A 20,079-nucleotide genomic window follows, 5' to 3' on the forward strand; every position below is an offset into this window, starting at 1 on the left:
AGATAATTGGTAAGTAGGCACCTTAATGTTGCATAGGAACCTTTTTGTAACTATTATTTTATCTTTAAGTTGCAGAGAAATTATCATTCGTTTCTAAAATGTCATTGGATATAACGATCTTACCGTTTGCGGTGTTACTTTCCATTAAAAGATGTGCCTTTCCAATCTCCTCGAGTGTAAAGACTCTAGAAATAGGTGGGACTATACCATGTTTTTGGATATGTTCAAATAAAGAGATCAGTGTACTTTCTTTGATCACTTCACTTGTGAACGCTGTGAAATATACACCTGTGGGTATATCCACTAAAGGTTCAAAGGCATCAAGAGTCCATTCATCTCCTAATATTCCTGACATGCAACAAATCCCTCGTTCTGAGATGAATTGCAAGGACTCCTTTACAGTCGTTGTACCAACCAACTCTAGAACCTTGTTTACCCCATTTGGAGCAATAGCATACACCTGTTCACTCAAATGTTCATTATCGAGCAGTGCATAGTCTGCTCCAGCTTGTTGGAGAAGTGCAAATTTCTCTTCGTCTCGAGTCGTTGATATTACTGTTGCTCCTACACTCTTAGCTAGCTGAAGTGCTGCTAAGCCTACGGAACTTGTTCCACCACGAATAAGTAGCATCTCTCCTGAAGTCAATTGAAGACATTCAAATAAGGATGCATACGCGGTATAATACATTTCCGGTATCGCTGCAAGTTCAGTCCATTTCATATCGCTAGGAATAGGATACACTTGGTCCGAAGGTATAAGTGCATATTCAGCATAACTTCCGTCAAATGCACGGCCTAACCCTCCCATTAATGAAGCGACGGTCGTTCCCTTTATAAATGTGCTATCTGAAGGGTCTTCAATTTCTCCTACGCATTCGATCCCAATAATACGTGGGAATTGAACGGACGGTGAATGCCCCTGTCTAGTGAACATTTCGGAGCGATTTATTCCAAACGCCCTGATTTTTACAAGTACCCATCCAGGTTTGACTACAGGAATAGATACTTCAGTGATCTGTAGTTCTTTTGGGGTACAGACCCTTTCCAATACAACTGCCTTCATTATTTATCTCTCCGATCTCAAATGTATTCGTTTCTCAAACAGCATGAATATTGCGTTCGTCACAATAGCAAGTCCTGCTGACAATAAGCCCCCCCACAAAATCTTATCGATATTCATGGTCCGTAATCCATCATTTAATATCGTACCTAGCCCTCCTGCATTAATGAAGGCAGCGATGGTTGCCATGCTAATGGTTGTTACCGAAGCAAGTCGAAGGCCTGTAAACAGAGGCTTGATTGCTAAGGGTACCTGGACTTGAAGTAAGATCTGAAATCGGCTCATACCAACCCCTGTAGCTGCTTCAATAATAGATGGTTCAACATGATTCAAAGCTGCAATGAACTGACGTAGAAGGATATATTGGTTATAGGCAATGAGCACGATAATGGCTGTCGTTTTCCCCAATCCGGTTACAGGGATCATGATAGCAAACAAAGCCAAGCTCGGAATGGAATACAAGATTGAAAACATGTAAATGAGTGATCTAGATACCTTATCAGAGGCCAGAGCTAAGATGGTTAAGACGATTGCAATGATCACAGAGAGCAACATGGTCAAAATGAGGATCTCCACATGCTCTAACAATGCATTTCCCAACTTATCCGGATGCTTAATGGCATAGTCGATCATGTTAAGTTCCCCCAGAAACGTTCTTGCTCCTTCGAAGATTGAATAAGTGAGTACACAAAATCATCTGCAGGATGAGTTGCAATTTCTCTCGGGGTATCGAATTGACAAACCTTACCCTGATTCATAATCATAACCCTGGTTCCTAGCTTGAATGCTTCATTCATATCATGAGTCACGAACAAAAAGGTTTTTTTCATTCCCCCATGAATCCTTAACAGTTCATCCTGGAGATTTAAGCGCGTAATAGCGTCCAATGCCCCAAAGGGTTCATCCAGCAGCATAATATTGGGATCGGTTGCTAATGCTCGCGCAAGACCGATTCTCTGTTGCTGCCCTCCGGACAATTGTGAAGGATAACGTCGTTTGAAGTTCTCTGAATCTAATCCAACTAAAGTTAACAATTCTTGCACCCGTTCTTCGATTTTCTTTTTGTCCCATTTCAAAAGACGAGGAACGGTAGCTATATTTTGTTCAATATTGATGTGGGGGAACAAGCCTACTTGCTGAATAACATAGCCGATTTTTCTTCTAAGTTTTACGGGATCAACTCCAGCGATATCCTCGCCAAATATTTTAATAATCCCGTGGGAAGGATCGTTAAGCCGATTCACCATCTTCAATAAAGTTGTTTTTCCTGATCCAGAGGAGCCGAGGATGGTAATAAACTCCCCTTCACTTATGGACAAGTTCACATGATCAACTGCATATTCATTGGAATCTGAATATGCTTTACTCACATCATGGAATTCGATTGCTGTTGGATTCATGTTAACGCCATCCTTATTTAATGGAATCATAAAATTCTTTTGCCACATCTTCATATTCTTCTTTGTCTACGTCCACTTTTGCGTTTAGTGCGGTGACGGTGTCTGTATCCAATACCGAACTAACCTTGTTGATCACTTCAGCGATACCGGGGTCCGTTGAGAGCACATTATCACGGATAACAGGCGCCAAGTTATAAGGTGGCCATACTTGTTTGTCATCTTCCAATAGGGTGAACTCGTCTTTGTTCACCAACTGACCTTCAGTGGTATATGCGGGAGCAACATCAGCCTCGTTGTTTCTAAGTACTTCATATTTCAAACTGTTATCATATACTTTGGATGATTTCCAATTGAGCTTGCCATACACTTTCTCTAAAGCTGGAATACCGTCAGCTCGCTGGTCAACCTCTCCTTGGGAAGCAAATCGAATCTCACCAGCATGTTTTTGCAAGTCGGTAATGGTCTTGATCCCTAATTTTTGTGATACTTCTGTTCGAATAACGAGACCCGCTCCATCATTTGCTTTTGAATAATCGAGCCATGTGATATTGAATTGCTTTTTGTACTCTTCCTTGACTGTTGTATACACTTCATCCGGATCTGTCATCAAATCCATCTTTAAGACGGACAACAACCCCGTACCTGTGTACTCTGGATACATATCGATATCGTTATTAACAATCGATGAATGAATGATGGAACCCGCAATATTAGGAACACGCTCTACTTGGTATCCCGCGTTTTCCAAGGCCAAAGCATATAGCTCCCCGATAATTAAATTCTCAGTGAAGTCTTTTGAACCAATTCGTATTGTCGATCCATGATTATTCGTTTTATTACCACATGCGCTCAAAATGATGGACAAAACAAGTGTGATTGAAATGGTTAAGACCAATTTTTTCTTTTTGTTCTTTTTCATTTGTGTGGACACTACCTTTGCAAGAATTTATATCTAAACAATACACGTTCAGACAGATCTAAAAAGAAGCCTATACCAATAGCTAAAATCGCTACTGAAATACCACCAATTAAAAGTAAATCCGTTCGATTGAGTCCTAAACCGGTAAAAATGATCTCTCCTAATCCACCAGCTCCAATTTTGGCAGCCAAAGTGGCGCTGGCGATAATTTCAATCGCAGCGGTTTTAATCCCTGTCAATATCAATGGTCCAGCCACTGGAAATTGGATTTTCCATCTTATTTGTCGTTCAGACATCCCTACACCTTTTGCAGAGTCAAGTAGAGACATGGACACACCTTGTAACCCGGATATTGTATTCATTAAGATAGGAGGGATTCCCAAAATAATGAGAGCGACAAGGGCTGGCCTAAATCCAGTACCCATGATAGGAAGCAACAGAAGTAAGACCGCTAGGCTGGGAACGATTCGTAATGTTTGAAATAAAGAGATGATCCATTTTTCGGAACGACCGTATTTAGTTGATAAGGTACCTAATGTAATCCCGATAAGTGTAGAACCTATCAATGCCAATAAACTGATCTCTAAATGCTCTTTCCAAGAATTCCAAAAAGTAAACATATTATTTGAAAAATAGTCACTCAGTTGTATCCATAAACTTTCTTGCAAACTCCCTCCTCCTTTCATTCATTTTCATTTGCTTTTTTCATCGTCAAAATTATAATATAAGCAATGTATTGGTTTTGAAAGTAGGCACCTTTTTGTTATATAGGCACCTAATTGTAACTATTGGAGGCGATAATGTAATGATTCCCAAAAAAGAGTTGCCGTTGTGTCCCGTCGCAACGACAGTTGGATTGATAGGCAACAAGTGGAAGTTATTGGTTATGAGGGATCTTTTAAAGGGAACTCAACGATTTGGAGAACTTCGTAAAAGTATCCCGGAGATCAGTCAAAAGGTACTCACTGAAAATCTACGTTCAATGGAAGAGGATGGAATTGTCATTCGTACTGTTTTTGCAGAAGTCCCTCCGAGAGTCGAATACAGCTTAAGTGATTTAGGAAATTCACTTAAGCCAATTATATTCTCTATGGAAACATGGGGACTCGGGTACCAGAAACTCAATGATGAACTACCAAACGATATTCATCAGAGTGAATGATTTCAATTTGTTACTCCACGGTCATTTCAAAAATAGAAGTAGCTTCTCTATTATTCCCGTGGAATTATAAACCATGCATTTTCATCACCAAGCTAAGTCAATGGAGGACTCATGCGTCCTCCATTAATTCGTAAGTGAAAGTTTATCTTCGAACAACAGCTGCAATATTTCTAGCATGAAGTAAAAACGGGTAAGATTCTCATAAAATGAATGGCTATATAAAATCAAAATGGATATGCGCTGTGTTTAGATACATGAATGATTTCAGACGGAAACCTTGCCTTAAAATATTTTTCCACTTTTAGATGAATGCTTTTCTCGTACCATTTGTCCCAGCCGTTCGCATCAAATAATTTTGGCATCCCTAAACGCTCAGATCTCATCCCCATTTGACCATCACCAATCATTAGCGTATCAATCCAAATTCGATCAGTTATGCCTTGTATCATGTTAGCGAAATTAGGTGAAAAAGGTAGCACTGGGGAAATAGATACTTGTGTATGTATTCCAGCATCCTTTATCTTTTTCAAGGTTTTAACTCTTAAATCAATTCCAGGAGCATAGGGTGAAAAAATTCGTTTTACATCTTCGCGATCTGTCTCGATTGTCATTGATACCAGAATTCGACATTTTTTCTTTAATTTCAGTAGTATATCAAGATCTCTGGCAACCAGAGGGCTTCTAGTTTGAATTTGAAGTGAATCTGGTGGGTTTTTATCCATTTCTTCCAATAGGCTTCTTGTAATGTTTGCCTTCTGCTCTACAGGTTGATAAGGATCTGTGGCTGATGACATGAATATACTTATGGGTTTATTTTTACGTCTTAGAAGAGAGACTTCCCTTAGATAGTTTTCTGCTGCATTTTTCTTGACATCCACCCACAATCCCCAAGGAATATCCTTAAACTTTTGAATAGGCATTTCTCTGACGTAACAGTATTCGCAAGCAAATGCACAACCTGCATAGGGGTTTAGTGAATGAGTAAAGCCAATATCTAGATAACCCTTTACTTCACTTAAAATTTTCTTAGACACAATGTCTTTGATTTCAATCGGCATGATGTTACCATCCCCTCAATTACTTTCGTTTAATCTCCCACTTAATCGGTTAATTGAACGATCACACTATGCATATCTTCTACAAAAGCAATGGTGCGATCTATATTCTCTACAACTCCCTCGGAATGGTCTCTATTGAGTCGAAGTAACGTTGCATTCGCATTGTTATACGTCATTTGTTCGAATGGATAACGTATAATTTCTGGTGTATTGAAACCAACGCCTAGTTCCATAAAGACAATTCTCTTGTCACCAAATTTTTCTAAGAAATTCCTATATAATTTTTCGGAAATCAGCCATTGTTCATCTTGAACGAAAAAACGGTTGCTTCGTAAATTCGGGTCCATGTCCCCACCGCATACAGGACATTTTGGAACAAGGTATGATGGAATTGCACAATCTATCATCGTGGCAATCATTTCTTCGATTAGAGACTCATTATCATATAATTTGTTATGGCAACCTTTGGCACATTGAAGATAGCTGTAATTTCCTTGAACTTCGAAAATATTCAATGGTGAAAATCCTGCTTTTTCAAATTGGCTTTCAACATTTGTTGTTATAACATGATGGGCTTTCTTAGATACAAGATGATATAATTCTCGGTAAAGCTTGGTTGGACCAGTGGCGTACCGATTGAGATGTATATGTCTGGACCAATATGCCCGCTTCTCCTCTTGCATTTTAAATGGATAGAAACTGGATGTATACAGATCAGAAAAACCATATTTATCGATGAAAGGACCAAAATGATCCGTAAATCGTTTCCCAGTGTAAAATAAACCTGCTGCTGCTGAGAGACCAGCTCCCCCGCCAATAATAATACAATCTGCCTGATTAATCGCACTTTTGGCATCATTAATACGTTGATTATAACTTTTGTTCATTACATACGCCCCCTGTTTAACCGCCTTTCTTTTTATGTTAAAATTTCTCATGCTACTTGAAAAGTAGGCACCTTTTTATTAGATAGGAACCAGAAAGTAACTATTGGGTGTTTACAACAAAACAGCTGTTTTGTTGTTGTGTTGTCATGAAAGATTAAACTATTGTTTTTAAAAGAATTTCCTTATTTTGAACCTGTTGTATAGGGACATGAACAAGGGTCCATTCTATGCCTTTATATTTGTTTCCCAACCATTCTATTCTACTCCCAGTATAGAGGATTAAGGTACCCGTTATAAATAAACTCTTCGGCTTCTTCCTTAATTTTTTTAGAAATTTTCAATTGATTTTTTCATTTAGCACTTCCCCATAAAAACTGCCCTTGTAATGTATGTATTAGACAATGTTTATTTCTGGGGTCCCGCTAACCAAATGACATAATTATACAGGCAAACTAAGAGTCCACTAGATGGAAAGGACCCTTCTTGTTGTCCTTTGAACATAAAGGACCCTTTTTCTTGTCCCTTGAACAGAAGGTGAAATAGGGTCCTTTAATAAATATACAGTTGTTGTTTCAACAAATTAAAGGACCCTTTTTTTTGTCTTGGTACAGTACTAGAAGGTAAATGTGAATCCATTGTTGTACACTCCCTCTTATCCATCTCCAACTGCCCTTTTGTATGTAATATCAAAAACCTCTATGTCCAATAAATTATTTTGAATTTAATTATTGTTACCTAATTGCCATCACTCGACTTCACCCACATATTAAAAAATGTTTTTAAAACCTTGTTATCTTTATTGAAATACTTAACTTCAAAAGGCCTTTCGCAAAGGGTGGATCGCCAGTTAAACAAGCCCTTTCTTTCTGCCTCAAAAATCTCTGTTAAAGCCTTTTTTGGGCTTATTATCACCAAATAACTCAAGACCAAAATCAATTTGTGATCTTTTAGTCGAATTAAAGAACTCTCGATTTTCTTCAATACCGATAAATTGGAGTAGTGAATTATCTAAAATAAATACAGCGCAGTGGTCACTTCCGGACCTAACTGCCCTTCCCAACCCCTGTAATCGTCTGAGCAGTTTGTGCATATCCCTCTCGCACAATATGAGCTAGGTTTACCATCAAAAGAATCCCCTGCCAGATCTACTCCATGTCATATACAAATTATCCATTCCAATATAAACTAGACGTACTTCACATGGGACGTCTATCCTGGAAACAGCTGCACTCTTTAATTTGCCTTCTGATACCACGCTTTGGGACTGGCAGCGTATCATGGAAACACAAGGAGAAGACGCCCTCAAATCAATGAAAAAGGGGCGTCCGTCTATGAAAAAGAAAACAGGAAAGCAAGCACCAGCTAAAGGATCGATGGAACTTTGATTTAAGGCATAAATACCCGGTGAAAGCACTGCTTAAGATCGCAGGTATTCCGCGTAGTACCTACTACTATTTGGTGAAACATTGGAATCTTCATAACCGAGATGTCCATCTGAAAAAATGATTCAAAATATTTACTAAGAACATCATGGCCGATACGGATACCGCCGTATTCGTGATGAACTAGTCAATCAGAGACAAAAAGTCAATCACAAAAAAGTACAGAGCATCATGAAATAACTAGGTCTAAATGCATGGTTCGAATGAAGAAATATCGTTCATACAAAGGCTTAGTTGGCAAAGTAGCGCCTAATATTTTAGCTCGTCACCTTCAAGCTGATAAGCCAAATGAGAAATGGGTCACAGATATGACAGAGTTCAAATTATTTGGGCAGAAGCTCTACCTTTCGCTCATATTAGATCTATTTAATGGAGAAGTGTATTAAGTATCTTTAATATGTTTTATTTTTTTATCGCATGAATGTAATGAATCGTTTCAAAAGCAGATAAGTAATCATTACGATTCTTAAAATAAAGTTCATGAATTTGAGCCGGTGATAGGTGTTCGTAAATTAATAAACCGGATTTCTCTAGCATCTTCTCAATTTCAAAGTAAGAAAAACATGATTTCATTGGTTCCCCGCCCATTGAAGCCATTTTCAACATATTTTCAACTCTATTAGAGGTTCCTTTTTCTTCGAATAGTTTCTCGTCTGCATAATCAAAAACGATCGAACTTCCTGATGGAACCTTGGTGAATAAATAATCTATTAAGCTTGAAACTTCCTCTTTCGTTAAATAGTAAGAAACACCTAAAAGACTAAAGAATGTCTTTTTGTTATCAAATCCTTTACCTATTAGGTTTTGATAGGACAGATTTTTGGTGAAGTCCATTGAAACAAAATGAAGATTACTTGGGATTTTTAATTTAGCCTCGTCCAATCTTTGCTTTTTAAATTCCTGTGTAGTGGGATGATCAATTTCGAATATTTCTAAGCTGTTTTCCAATTCTGGATGTCGTAAACTAAAAGTATCTAATCCAGCGCCAAGTATGACATATTGTCTTAATCCTAACGCTACCTCATTAAGCAATACTTTTTCGCAATACGCAGCACGTGATAAGGTTATTGGAGAAAGTTGTACTTGTGTAATCCATTTTAATATTTCTTCTGTATTTCCCTCGAATTTTTGTGCGATATCTTTGTTGAAGAAATGTATGCCTTGAACCATATTCTCTTTGATGTCATTAAATTCTTTTACAGAAATTAAGTCTTTAGCTAAATAATCATTAAAGATTTTAGGGGTATCATCAAATTGACTATGATAGGATCTGCCAAAAGCTGATATTAACGAAGTTACACTTGACTCATTTTTCTTCATACAAACACACTCCTTTATTTTAGAACAAAAAAATAGGGTTCCCCCTGGCCAGGAGAACCCTATTATATAACTGAAAAAAATAAAAGTAAATTATAGCACAAATAAAAAATTTTGTCAATTATAAAGGCGGAAAAATATTTTAATTGCTATGTGTTCATAAATTGATGATTTAATGAACAGTGCACATATTTATCGAATTCTTTCTGTTTTATTTCGTAACCTTAAATGCTTTAACAAACTCAATACAACTTTTCGAAATATTGTTTTATTGAAGGAAAGCTACCTTTTGGAGCACCTAATAGTTTTTCATAAATCTCGTCAATCGCATCTAGTTTGGCAATGAGCTGTTCGTGAGTCAATGAGAAAAGGCTGGGATCAAGCATAAAATGGAGTCCGACTAATAAGAATTCCGTAATTTCATCTGGAAAATCCGTGTGAAATACACCTTCTTCTACTCCTTGCTTCAAAACAGATGAAATAATTGGTACATATTCTTTTATCATGCAAACTTTCATTTTCTGATGTAGAAGAACGTTATCTTTGTGATGTAAATGAGTCATTAATCCATCACTGAAATGATTTGATGTTTCCTGTGAAAAAAACTGAATAATATTTATAAACTTCTCTATTGCTTTTAAATCGGAGTTACTATTAATTTGTTTAAACAATTGAACACTTGAATCAATAGAGTCTTGAATTACTGCGTCCGCAATTTCATCTTTTGACTTGAAATAATGATAAAAAGTGCCTTTTGCAACTCCGATTTTTTTAATAATATCGCTAATCGTAGTATTCTCGTACCCATTAGATGAGAACAAATCTTTTGCGACGGAAATAATCTCGGTTCTTCTTTCTTCGGGTTTTTTGACAATTCTTTTCATGGAACTTCCCCCTTGAGACTTATAATTGTCTTTTAAAGATACATCATTGACCGTCGGTCGGTCAATGATGTATTATTTATTTACTTAACATCTTTAGGGAGTGTGAAGAGATGACGAATGAAAACCAAGTGCGAAAGTATGAAGAGGAGCGCATTCGTATTGTTTTAAGAGAAATTGAAAAAAAAGTCGTTAAGTTGGATCATGATTCTGGTGGATTAAAGAAAGATGTCATTCATCTAAAGAAAACCTTTTGGGATGATGTAAAAATAAATCTAGATAATCCTGAAGATGCTAGTGAAACCTTATCAAGCATTAGACAGCAGGCGGAGATGCTGTCCGAGAGAGAAAGAACGCACCGTCAGCTAGATAAGCAGAGGAAGACCTTATCTCGATTAAAAGATTCTCCATATTTCGCCCGTGTTGATTTTCTCGAAAATGGTAAGGATACAACAAATAACGTGTACCTTGGAGTTTCGAGTTTAATGGATGAAAATGAGGAAACATTTCTTATTTATGATTGGAGAGCCCCTATTTCCAGTATTTATTATGATTACTCTCCAGGATCAGCCCAATACGAAACAGTAGAAGGGATAATTCAAGGAGAAATAGAGTTAAAGCGTCAGTTTATCACGAGAGATGGGCAAATCAAAACGATGTTTGATACGGATGTTACCATTGGCGATGAACTTTTGAAAGAAGTACTTGGCAATAACGCGAGTACCAATATGAAAAGCATTGTTGCTACCATTCAGAAAGAACAAAATCAGATTATTCGTAACGTGAAAAGCAAGTATTTAGTTGTACAAGGGGTTGCTGGAAGCGGGAAAACTTCTGCAGCTCTTCAAAGAGTTGCTTATTTGCTGTATCACTATCAGAATGAGATCACGGCTGAAAATATTATGCTTTTTTCCCCTAATTCTTTATTTAATCGCTACATTGCTTCTGTCCTCCCTGATTTAGGAGAGGACAATATGCAGCAGCTCACATTCCAAGAATATGTGGAGAAGCGTCTTGGAAAACAATTTGATGTTGAACATCCGTTTACGCAAATGGAATATATGCTTACATGTCAGGAACATAAAAAGTATCCTGCAAGAAGAAAAGGAATACGGTATAAAGCGAGTAGCGATTTTAAAGCTTTGATTGATTCCTATGTTGTTATTCTCTCGAGTGAAGAGCTTATCTTTAAAAATATTTCTTTCCGAGGAGAAATGTTGATTAGAGCTGAACAAATTAAAAACTATTTTTATTCACTAGATGCATCTATCTCCATTCCAAATCGTATGCAGTTAGTAAAGGAATGGCTTCTAAAAGAGTTAGGAAAGAAAGAAAAATTGGAAAGAACCAAAGATTGGGTAATAGAAGAGAGTGATCTGTTAGAACTTGAAGAGTATACAAAAGTTTATAGTGAGCTACTGAAGGAAGGCAGATTTTCTGAGAATACGTTCGACGATTTTGAACAGGAGCAAAAGAAAATAGCTAAAATGATTGTCAAAAAACACTTTAAACCAATACGAACAGCTGTAAAGAAACTAAAGTTTATTAATGTAGCGGCGATTTACTGTCAACTGTTTAAACAGAAAGACAACATCCTTCAAAAGCTTAAAGATACACTTCCTGAAAGTTGGGAAGAAATTTGTTCGTATACATTAAAAAAGCTACAAAGAAAAGAAATGACGTATGAAGATGCAGCGCCTTATTTGTATCTCCAAGATAAACTTGAGGGAAAAAGAATAAACACAAGAATACGCCATTTATTAATTGATGAAGCACAGGATTATTCACCCTTTCAGTTTTTTGTTCTTAAGCAGCTTTTTCCTTATTGCCGAATGACGATTCTAGGTGATTTTAATCAGGCGATTTATGCCCATACTCTAAATGCACCAACCTTACTATCAAGCGAATTATATGTAAAAGAAAATTTTGAGAGAGTAGAGTTAACGAAAAGCTACCGTTCAACTCGTCAAATCGTTGAATTCACAAAGGGAATTATAGAAGAAGGAGAAACTATTGAAGCTTTTAACAGAGATGGTCAGAAGCCTACTTTCACGAAGGTTGAGGATCTTGACACCCTTCAATCTCGAATAACACAGAAGATTCGTCAACTGCAGTCAGCAAACCATGAAACAATCGCTGTGATATGTAAAACGGGAAAAGAATGCAAGGAATCCTATGAGCAATTGAGTAAGCAAATGGATCTCAAGATGATTGAACAAAGTGCGATTTCCTATCAAAAAGGTATCTTAATTCTCCCTGCTTATTTAGCAAAGGGAATCGAATTTGATGCTGTGATCATATACGATGCTTCTAATATAAAATATGGAAGAGAATTTGAAAGGAAACTCTTTTACACTGCATGTACGAGGGCTATGCACGAGCTTCATCTTTTCTCCGTAGGGGAAATGAGCACGTTTATGAATAAGATTCCTGAAAATTCGTATGAGATTACAGTTTGAGTATAATTTCAATGAGGAATTGCTAAGCGTTTAAAAGCCGCCCTATCACTTCAATTCCTGCCAGATTTGCGGATGCTTCTTTTTCTTTGACATTAAATATGAAAGCCGATGAATCCTTAGCGTAGGAAAAATCGGCTTTATCCATCTAGAAATTGTCTTAGCGTATGTTTTCCGCGTTTGGCTGGTAGGACCCCAAAAAGAGCTGGCTCTTTTTTAAGTCATCAACTATCTGTAACTGTACGAAGTCTACATTTCTTTACTAATTTCGGAGTCAAATGATGAAATAATCTTGGAGGAATGTGTAGGTGCCGAATAGCTAACAATTTTCACCTTCTAATTCCATGGTGTTTACACTTGGTTTGCTAGGAGAAGAAAACTTTGCTACTTCTTATCTTTATTTTGATTTATTAGTCGTTTATTATGGATCCACTTTTAACTTCTATGAAAAGAGTATAAAAATTGGATCCATTAAATTATAGAATCCTTATTTCACTAGTGTCAATGAAGCATTCAATGGATCTATATTTACCTTCTTGTACATCTTCCCTTCTGTGCATCATCTCAAAAACCTCTACGTCCTCAATTAATTAAACCAGTCATAGAGGTTTTTGAGTTAAATGAGCTGTCATATGACAATTCTTAATTTTAAATAAAGCCTATTGGCTCATTTTGTTGATGAGCTAACTCCATTCCTTCTGCCAGATAGAGAGCGTTCTTTTTATCTATATCATCATCAGGCCAATTGTGGATCAGTTGACGTAATCTAACTGCAACGGTCCTACAAACATCTGGCATTAAGTAACTATCAGAATCCGAAAGTTCCAGCAAAGGAATGATGTCATCTGTAAAGTTTTCAAATGGTATGTCCCCGCCAAATCCGTCCATTTCATCTAAATTCATACCGATACATGCTGCTAACTTGCATCTGAAATCATGAAAGTCGGTGTAAGACCAATGTGCTTCACAATGAGTTAAATCCATTCCCACGAATCATTCCTGTAATGGTCGTTTCAACACTCGCAAACGTCACTCCTGATTGATCATATAATAGGTCAACGAGGCACGCAACTCTCTATTCTACCTGAGTTCTGCGTGATTTTCTCCTAAGGTTATTTTGATTTAATCCCTGCACCACAAAGAGGTATGACAATGGTTTCTTCTGGTTCCTTTTGATATTTCATGTAGCCAGCCAAATTGACTGCTGAGGTCACTTCGACATAAAATCCTTTCTCACTTAGTTTAGAACGTGCATGCAGAATTTCATCTTCTTCAATATCAATAAATGTACCATTGGTATCTTGTACAGCTTCTAAAATTTGTTTGGAGCGCGCCGGGGCAGCAATGGCGATCCCTTCTGCTAAGGTCCCTTTATTCGTCACAGGTGATGCTGATTTTTCTTCATTTTGATAAGCTTTCACAAGGGGTGCACAGTTTTTCGCTTGTACGGCAACGATTTTCGGTATTTTATGAATGAGACCATTTTCAAATAACTCTTTAAAGCCATAATACGCACCTAGGAGGAGAGTGCCGTTTCCAACCGGAATGATTAAAGCGTCAGGTGCTCCTTTTAATTGCTCATAGATTTCATAGGCGTATGTTTTTGTTCCTTCAAAAAAATAAGGGTTATAGACATGACTTGCATAAAAAACCTTTTCATTGTCTACTGCCTTTTGTGCCGCAACTGCAATGTCCTCTCGGGTCCCGTGAATTTCTTTAATCGTTGCTCCATGTGCTTTTATTTGAGCGACCTTTTTAGGAGAAGTGTCATCGCTTAGATAGATGTCACAGGCCATCTCGCAGCGCGCTGCATAAGCTGCAATCGCCGTTCCTGCATTCCCACTACTATCAGCAATCACTTTTGATACCCCGAGTTCCTTAGCCTTTGTCATCAAAACAGCGGCTCCTCGGTCTTTAAAGGATAAGGTCGGCATCATATAATCAACTTTGACATAGGTGTTTGGCTCATGAGGATCTAGAACGATTAAAGGGGATTGACCCTCCCCCATTGTAACCGTTTCCCAAGTCTTAGAATCTTTTGAAAATGGCATGGTTTCAACATAACGCCATAATGAATTTGGATAGTGATCCCAAGCTGCGACGTCTATTTTCGGGGTATCTTTCACTAGATTTAATACGCCACCACAATCACATTTCCATAGAGTTGGTGTCATCTCATATTTTTCCCCGCAATGGTTACAAATCAATTGATTCATCAATCATCAACCCCTTCAAATATTTTTTTATACGAAATATAATTTTTTATATATAGTAGGCAAAAAAAGATCTTAAATATATGCAATGGCATCAATTTCAATTTTGAAACCAAAATGTAATTCATTCGTTGGTACAATAGTACGTGCTGGTTTATGTTCACCGAAAAAATCAGTATAAACAGCATCAACTTTGTCCCATAAGTGAATATCCGAAATGTATAATGTCATGCGCAAAATCTTCTCTTTGTTACTTCCAGCAGCCTCTACAATCATCTCTACATTCTTAAGCGCTTGTAATGTCTCTTCTTCAATGGGGCCGAACTCTTTTTCTCTCGTTTCGGGATTGATGGCAAATTGTCCTGAAACATAGACCGTGTTTTGATGAATGGTTGCGAATGCATAGTGTCCGTTTGATTTTAGATTTCCTACCTCGAGTATGCTTTCCATTTTGACTCTCCTTACCTCGATTTATTTTTGATTTCATCCAAATAGCTATAGACGGTTACTTTGGAAATGCCTAACATAGAAGCGACCTTCTCAACAGATCCTTTCAGTAAAAAAATGCCCTTTTCATCCATGAATTTAATTAGTTCAATTTTTTCATGACGTTTCATGACTGGATGAACACTGTTTTGAATGATCTGTTGAATCAATTGATCTACTATTTCTTCCACATTTTCAAGATCATCATTTGATGTTGTTTGTTTCTCTGGAGCTTCCACTTGTGTAGAAAGAAAAGTATCCATAAATTGCTGCATTTGATTCAGGGCTTCAACATCAAAGTTGATACAGAAAGCACCAATCACTTTTTGCTTTGAATCACGTATTAATGAAGTCGAAGAACGAATCGTACGCTTATCTTCTGTAACAAATGTATAGCCAGCCAGGTAATCTTCTTTAAAATCTTCTGATTGTAATACAGTCTTTACTAGATGATCAAATGATTGGCCGATTTCTCTTCCTGTCACATGGTTATTTACTGTAAACATGACAGATGCTTGAGGGTTCGTTAAATCATGAATAACCACTTCACAATTTGGTCCAAACATTTTTGCTGTAGATTTTGCTAAAGGAATATAACTCTCTAATAAATTTTTAATATGTTCCATGCCTAAGCACCTCATTTTTTTATTCCACTAGATTATATAATTTTTTATATATAAAAACAATATATAGATTTATTTATATATCATGATGCTCACAAGATCATAAATGTGAAAATCACCATATAAAAAAAGCAGCCATTGACTGCTTTTTGCTTGTGCTCCTTTCTAATTGATTTCTTTCTGGATTCCATACAAAATGACGTCAATTCCCCATCGGAACCGTTCCATTGATACGGTATCACCTGCAAACATTTCTTCTTTTACACTATGAATGAAAGGAAAACGCGTTTTGTCTGCATCATGAAATGTTTTTTTAATGTCTGAAATCTGCGAAGAGTCATGTTTCTTCCAAGAGACCTTTTCGTAAGCTACCGAAGATACGTATAACAGCAATAGGTCTACTCCCCATGCAGCGGATGTAGATTTGATCCCGCCTTCATGCAATGCAGCGAGAATACGTTCAGTCAACTGAAGAAAGTTCGTTCCTTGTGGAATGGTGGAAAGAGAAATTTCAGCAAGACCAGGTTTTTCGAATAGCAGTAGGAAATAAGTATGCAATATGTCAAATAACTGTTCTTTCCATGTGCCATTCTCTGAATCTGGGTAAACCATTTGGCCGAGACCATAATCCAATACGTAAGCACTGAGTTCTTGAAAATTGTTCACGTAGACATACAAGGATGCAGGTCCCGTATCCAATGCTTTAGCCACCTTACGCATACTCATGCCCTCTATCCCTTGCTCCTTAAGAAGCTCATAGGCCGTTTTCACAATGAGCTCACGGCTTAAGGGCTCTTTAGCCGGCCGAGACCGGCGACTTATAATACGACGATTTGAATTGTTCATACTCTCTTTATAACATGTCAAAGTAAAATAGTAAATTGAGCATCAATCACCGTTTTCTTGAAAAGAATTCATCATATCTGCAAGCTTGACCGCAGCGTCTTTTGAAAAACACAGTTTTAAACTATTCTCCGATTCATGTGCCTTTTCCGATGAATATTCGTACATCATGTCTTCGTATTCCTCAATGGCCTTTTCAATATCATGAGGATGTCGGACAATAGCAAGTGCTAGCTCCCTTGCATCAAACATCGCCATGTTTACACCCTCGCCTGCGAATGGTGACATGACATGAGCTGCATCACCGATAAGCGTTACTCCTTTATGACGGTTCCATTTAAAACCGGTAGGAAGCGTATAAATCCGTCTTGGAATGATGGCATCTTCTGCATAACGAATATACTTTTTCAGCTGATCATCCCAATCACTAAATAACTCTAATAATTGTTCTTTTGCTTCTTTTGCTTGATGAAACGGTATACCACAAGTCTCGATCCAGCTGCGTTCTACCATAAGGCTTGCATACACTTTGATTCGTCCATCTCCGTTTAACTGCCCAATTATCCCTTTGTGATCTGCTAAAGCAAACATCTTACCACGTTTATTAAATTCAGCTAAATCAGGGTGGTTCGCCTCTACGCTTAGGACATTCAATTCCAGCATCGTGAGCCCAGAGTATTCAATCTCAATATCTGTTAACAGAGGACGCACACGAGAAAATGCACCATCAGCCCCAATCAAAAGGTCAACTGTCTCGACAACCCCGTTTTCAAAATGAAGCTCCGTCATGCCGTTTTCTAATGAAACGCATCTTTCTAGTTTATATCCATATTTGATGTTTGCAGCATCAATTTGATCTAACAGCAGTTCGCACAACACACCACGATCAATTTCTGGACGAGTGCCTTTTTGATCTGATTCCGTTTCTTCATCTAAATAAATTCTTCCTGATTTATCAAGTAATCGGAAATCTTCTCCTTCATAACGGGCATTCCTTTGAAATTTCTCATAAACTCCTGCTTCTTTTAAGGCTTTTTGGCCTGTTTCTTCGTGAATATCCAGTGAGCCTCCTCGTTCAAGACTCTTGTCATGCATCTCCCGTTCGTAGATAGTTGTTTGTATACCGTAATTTTGCAGAATTAAGGCGAGTGTTAGCCCCCCAGGTCCTCCTCCAATAATAGCGATTTGCTTTTGGTTCTTAGATAATGCCGTCATCGTATGCATCTCCTCTTCTTTTATGGAAATCGTTTAAAACTACATCTCATTTATATTATAACGAACATTGTTCGTAAAGAACAGTGTTCGTTTAAAATCGTTTGGTTCAAGATTGTGTTTTAATGAAAAGAAACCACTCGCCTGCTATCATATGTTACACTCCATCTAGGAATGTTAAAGGTTTCCATTGTTCAAATTCTAAGTGTAAGAGGTGTTTCTATGAATAAATTATTGGCAATGTTGATATTAGGATTGGGCTTTAGTGGTGCCGCGCTCATTCTTTCTGTCCCTTTGTTATTCAAATCCAAATTAGAACAATCTGGGCTGATGTTTGCTGCTGGATCAGCAGGCGCTTTCGCAGTTTTTGCTGTCTCATGCCTAGTTCTTCAAAAACGATTCAATCGCTAAAAAACCTAAACACAATCCAGCATTAGAACAATGGAGATTTGTTTAGGTTATTGCGACTTCTTGATATGAATTTAAAGAATGTGGTATAAGCTGACCCCAATACTGAGAGCGAATAAAACAAGTGCAGGGATTGCTTTTTTAAAGGGATCTTTGGCCAATACGATCAGAGTAAATGCTGCTGCCAGCATCGTGCCTCCTAACAATAAGCCTGATAATAATGCTAATGTTGGCATCCATATGCCGGCTAGCATTCCAGCAGCGCCTATTAGCTCAAGAGCCCCCGTTAAAACATTGAAAAATGCGGGTAAACCAAATCGTTTGAACTCTTCTGCCATTTTCCCTGATATGATTTTCGTTCCTGTGAGGAAAAAGAAAACGGCCAATACAATTTGTAGAATAAGAATAAAAATAGTGATCACATCTTTCTAAGTTATTTGACCAAATGGTGTCATTTATATGTCATAGCATATATCGTACAAAAATAGAGGTTGTTCCTACTTTACAGATTTATCAAGATGAATAGTGTGAATGAAATAATTTGTTTAAAAGTAATTTTAATTGTTGAATCTCTTCATCGCTTAATTGATTTGTCACAGTTCGATGTGCATCCATGACGACAGGAAGAATCGCCTTTTTGATCTCGTCCCCTTTTTCTGTTAAAAACAGGTGATGTGAGCGCCGGTCTTGTTCATTATAGATTTTTTTGACAAGCCCTTTTCGTTCCATTGACTGGATCATTCTTACGACAGTGGTTTGATTTTTATCAATGCCTTCTGCCAATTCCTTTTGAGTCGAGCCTTTTTCACGGCTAAGAATACTAATAATGCTCCACTGTTCTGGTGTAACTCCGTACGGTTTTAACCTATTTGTAAAATAATTCGTCATTTTCACATCAGTGCGATGAACGAGAAAACCTATTAAATCATGTAACTTCATGTAAACACCCTCTAACAACTTTATATGCTATAGCATTTATATTAGTGGAGTGGTTAAACATTGTCAAATTGTCTACCTGTTATGCTTAAAATTAATTCCTGACATGATATACGGCAATGCTGATTTGATAAATTTTTCTGAAGAAATGTGCGAACTATTCTTTCTCCACTCAACAGAAGCTCCGTGAATTCCCCAGCTTAAAAAAACAGCCGTGACCTTCAACACTTGTTTTTCGACATTTGTATATTGATTCACTAACAATTGATAAAAAATAATTTCAAGCTGTTCTCGAACAATCGGAGCAAGTTCAGTTTCATATTCTACTTGGCAGCGGTTATGCAGAGATTGTTGAAAACTGGCTAGCGCTTTAAAGATATTCATCATTGTATCTTCATCAAGTTTACTATTATTAAAATTGATACTTTCTAAATTAATCGACAATACTTCTGAGAGTGTTTTATCCAATAAATCGTATTTATCCTCAAAATGATAATAAAACGTCGCTCGGTTAATCATGGCTTCTGCTGTCACATCTTTCACCGTAATATCCTTAAATTCCTTTTTCGATGAAAGCTTGATGAAAGACTCCATGATTAATTTGCGCGTTCTTAATACGCGCGGATCTGTCTTTGGCTGCGTCATCTTCTTCCTCCTTCTTTTTAAACAAATGCTTGAATCTGTTGGATAAACAACAAATTGAAGAAATTATTGGTGTTGATCTCACTCATTCTGTCTTAAGATTCAATTGTAAAGCAAATGATTGATTCAAACAA

Annotated in this window: 21 protein-coding genes and 1 pseudogene; 4 read left to right on the forward strand and 18 right to left on the reverse strand. The window is 37.3% G+C overall.

The features are described 5' to 3' along the window. Positions 1 to 64: 64 nt before the first annotated feature. Genes MHH54_RS08940 through MHH54_RS08960 form a run of 5 tightly spaced genes read right to left on the reverse strand, consistent with a single transcriptional unit; the run spans position 65 to position 4,047 of the window. Complete coding sequence (locus MHH54_RS08940) at positions 65 to 1,063, reverse strand: zinc-binding alcohol dehydrogenase family protein (protein ID WP_342500881.1); 999 nt, start codon at positions 1,061 to 1,063, stop codon at positions 65 to 67. A gap of 3 nt (positions 1,064 to 1,066) precedes the next feature. Then, the gene (locus tag MHH54_RS08945) at positions 1,067 to 1,693 is read right to left on the reverse strand and encodes an ABC transporter permease (RefSeq protein ID WP_342500882.1); all 627 of its coding nucleotides are present in this window, start codon (positions 1,691 to 1,693) and stop codon (positions 1,067 to 1,069) included. Further along, entirely contained in the window at positions 1,690 to 2,460 is a 771-nt protein-coding gene (locus tag MHH54_RS08950; RefSeq protein ID WP_342500883.1) for an ABC transporter ATP-binding protein, read from the reverse strand. Before MHH54_RS08950 ends, MHH54_RS08945 begins: the two co-directional genes overlap by 4 nt. A gap of 13 nt (positions 2,461 to 2,473) precedes the next feature. Then, a complete protein-coding gene (locus tag MHH54_RS08955; protein ID WP_044141387.1) occupies positions 2,474 to 3,379 on the reverse strand; it encodes a glycine betaine ABC transporter substrate-binding protein in 906 nt (301 codons plus the stop codon). Between the two features lie 11 nt (positions 3,380 to 3,390). Continuing rightward, positions 3,391 to 4,047, reverse strand: coding sequence for an ABC transporter permease (locus MHH54_RS08960; RefSeq protein WP_161792790.1), 657 nt, complete (start codon positions 4,045 to 4,047; stop codon positions 3,391 to 3,393). Between the two features lie 137 nt (positions 4,048 to 4,184). Between MHH54_RS08960 and MHH54_RS08965 the strand changes: the two genes are divergently transcribed. After that, complete coding sequence (locus MHH54_RS08965; RefSeq protein WP_044141385.1) at positions 4,185 to 4,541, forward strand: helix-turn-helix domain-containing protein; 357 nt, start codon at positions 4,185 to 4,187, stop codon at positions 4,539 to 4,541. A gap of 224 nt (positions 4,542 to 4,765) precedes the next feature. On the opposite strand, the gene MHH54_RS08970 is transcribed toward MHH54_RS08965, so the two are convergent. Together MHH54_RS08970 and MHH54_RS08975 are read right to left on the reverse strand one after the other, a co-directional pair. After that, positions 4,766 to 5,599, reverse strand: coding sequence for a radical SAM protein (locus MHH54_RS08970; protein ID WP_342500884.1), 834 nt, complete (start codon positions 5,597 to 5,599; stop codon positions 4,766 to 4,768). A gap of 41 nt (positions 5,600 to 5,640) precedes the next feature. Beyond that, positions 5,641 to 6,486: a Sir2 silent information regulator family NAD-dependent deacetylase gene (locus MHH54_RS08975; protein ID WP_342500885.1), complete on the reverse strand. Its 846-nt coding sequence runs from the start codon at positions 6,484 to 6,486 to the stop codon at positions 5,641 to 5,643. A gap of 1,161 nt (positions 6,487 to 7,647) precedes the next feature. On the opposite strand from MHH54_RS08975, the pseudogene MHH54_RS08980 reads away from it, so the two are divergent. After that, positions 7,648 to 8,308, forward strand: a pseudogene (locus tag MHH54_RS08980) (IS3 family transposase); the annotation flags it as partial. A 22-nt stretch (positions 8,309 to 8,330) separates the two neighbouring features. Here the strand turns inward: MHH54_RS08980 and MHH54_RS08985 are convergent. Together MHH54_RS08985 and MHH54_RS08990 are read right to left on the reverse strand one after the other, a co-directional pair. Then, on the reverse strand, positions 8,331 to 9,248 hold the full coding sequence (locus MHH54_RS08985; protein ID WP_342500886.1) for a class I SAM-dependent methyltransferase: 918 nt from the start codon (positions 9,246 to 9,248) through the stop codon (positions 8,331 to 8,333). A 239-nt stretch (positions 9,249 to 9,487) separates the two neighbouring features. Next, the gene (locus MHH54_RS08990) at positions 9,488 to 10,129 is read right to left on the reverse strand and encodes a TetR/AcrR family transcriptional regulator (RefSeq protein ID WP_044141391.1); all 642 of its coding nucleotides are present in this window, start codon (positions 10,127 to 10,129) and stop codon (positions 9,488 to 9,490) included. Positions 10,130 to 10,239: 110 nt separating this feature from the next. On the opposite strand from MHH54_RS08990, the gene helD reads away from it, so the two are divergent. Continuing rightward, positions 10,240 to 12,585 carry an RNA polymerase recycling motor HelD gene (helD, locus tag MHH54_RS08995; protein WP_342500887.1) on the forward strand — a complete coding sequence of 782 codons (2,346 nt, stop codon included), beginning with the start codon at positions 10,240 to 10,242 and terminating at the stop codon, positions 12,583 to 12,585. A 645-nt stretch (positions 12,586 to 13,230) separates the two neighbouring features. Here helD and MHH54_RS09000 read toward each other — a convergent pair. From MHH54_RS09000 to MHH54_RS09025, 6 genes are all read right to left on the reverse strand, one after another. Further along, positions 13,231 to 13,566, reverse strand: coding sequence for a hypothetical protein (locus MHH54_RS09000; protein ID WP_342500911.1), 336 nt, complete (start codon positions 13,564 to 13,566; stop codon positions 13,231 to 13,233). Positions 13,567 to 13,694: 128 nt separating this feature from the next. After that, the gene (locus tag MHH54_RS09005; RefSeq protein ID WP_342500888.1) at positions 13,695 to 14,798 is read right to left on the reverse strand and encodes a threonine synthase; all 1,104 of its coding nucleotides are present in this window, start codon (positions 14,796 to 14,798) and stop codon (positions 13,695 to 13,697) included. 72 nt (positions 14,799 to 14,870) lie between these two features. After that, positions 14,871 to 15,245, reverse strand: coding sequence for a RidA family protein (locus MHH54_RS09010; RefSeq protein WP_050944882.1), 375 nt, complete (start codon positions 15,243 to 15,245; stop codon positions 14,871 to 14,873). An 11-nt stretch (positions 15,246 to 15,256) separates the two neighbouring features. Beyond that, positions 15,257 to 15,907: a PAS domain-containing protein gene (locus MHH54_RS09015; protein ID WP_342500889.1), complete on the reverse strand. Its 651-nt coding sequence runs from the start codon at positions 15,905 to 15,907 to the stop codon at positions 15,257 to 15,259. A gap of 162 nt (positions 15,908 to 16,069) precedes the next feature. After that, positions 16,070 to 16,750 carry a TetR/AcrR family transcriptional regulator gene (locus MHH54_RS09020; RefSeq protein WP_339162256.1) on the reverse strand — a complete coding sequence of 227 codons (681 nt, stop codon included), beginning with the start codon at positions 16,748 to 16,750 and terminating at the stop codon, positions 16,070 to 16,072. A gap of 42 nt (positions 16,751 to 16,792) precedes the next feature. Beyond that, the gene (locus MHH54_RS09025; protein ID WP_050944880.1) at positions 16,793 to 17,962 is read right to left on the reverse strand and encodes an NAD(P)/FAD-dependent oxidoreductase; all 1,170 of its coding nucleotides are present in this window, start codon (positions 17,960 to 17,962) and stop codon (positions 16,793 to 16,795) included. 219 nt (positions 17,963 to 18,181) lie between these two features. On the opposite strand from MHH54_RS09025, the gene MHH54_RS09030 reads away from it, so the two are divergent. Continuing rightward, on the forward strand, positions 18,182 to 18,370 hold the full coding sequence (locus MHH54_RS09030; RefSeq protein WP_106032515.1) for a hypothetical protein: 189 nt from the start codon (positions 18,182 to 18,184) through the stop codon (positions 18,368 to 18,370). Between the two features lie 71 nt (positions 18,371 to 18,441). On the opposite strand, the gene MHH54_RS09035 is transcribed toward MHH54_RS09030, so the two are convergent. From MHH54_RS09035 to MHH54_RS09045, 3 genes are all read right to left on the reverse strand, one after another. Continuing rightward, a complete protein-coding gene (locus tag MHH54_RS09035; protein ID WP_106028876.1) occupies positions 18,442 to 18,789 on the reverse strand; it encodes a DoxX family protein in 348 nt (115 codons plus the stop codon). Positions 18,790 to 18,880: 91 nt separating this feature from the next. Continuing rightward, the gene (locus MHH54_RS09040; RefSeq protein ID WP_003211572.1) at positions 18,881 to 19,306 is read right to left on the reverse strand and encodes a MarR family transcriptional regulator; all 426 of its coding nucleotides are present in this window, start codon (positions 19,304 to 19,306) and stop codon (positions 18,881 to 18,883) included. Between the two features lie 72 nt (positions 19,307 to 19,378). Beyond that, positions 19,379 to 19,948 (reverse strand): TetR/AcrR family transcriptional regulator, encoded by a 570-nt coding sequence (locus tag MHH54_RS09045; RefSeq protein WP_342500890.1) that lies wholly within the window; start codon positions 19,946 to 19,948, stop codon positions 19,379 to 19,381. Positions 19,949 to 20,079: the final 131 nt, after the last annotated feature.

It is taken from the genome of Bacillus sp. FSL K6-4563, assembly GCF_038630405.1.
GTDB lineage: Bacteria > Bacillota > Bacilli > Bacillales > Bacillaceae > Bacillus > Bacillus pumilus.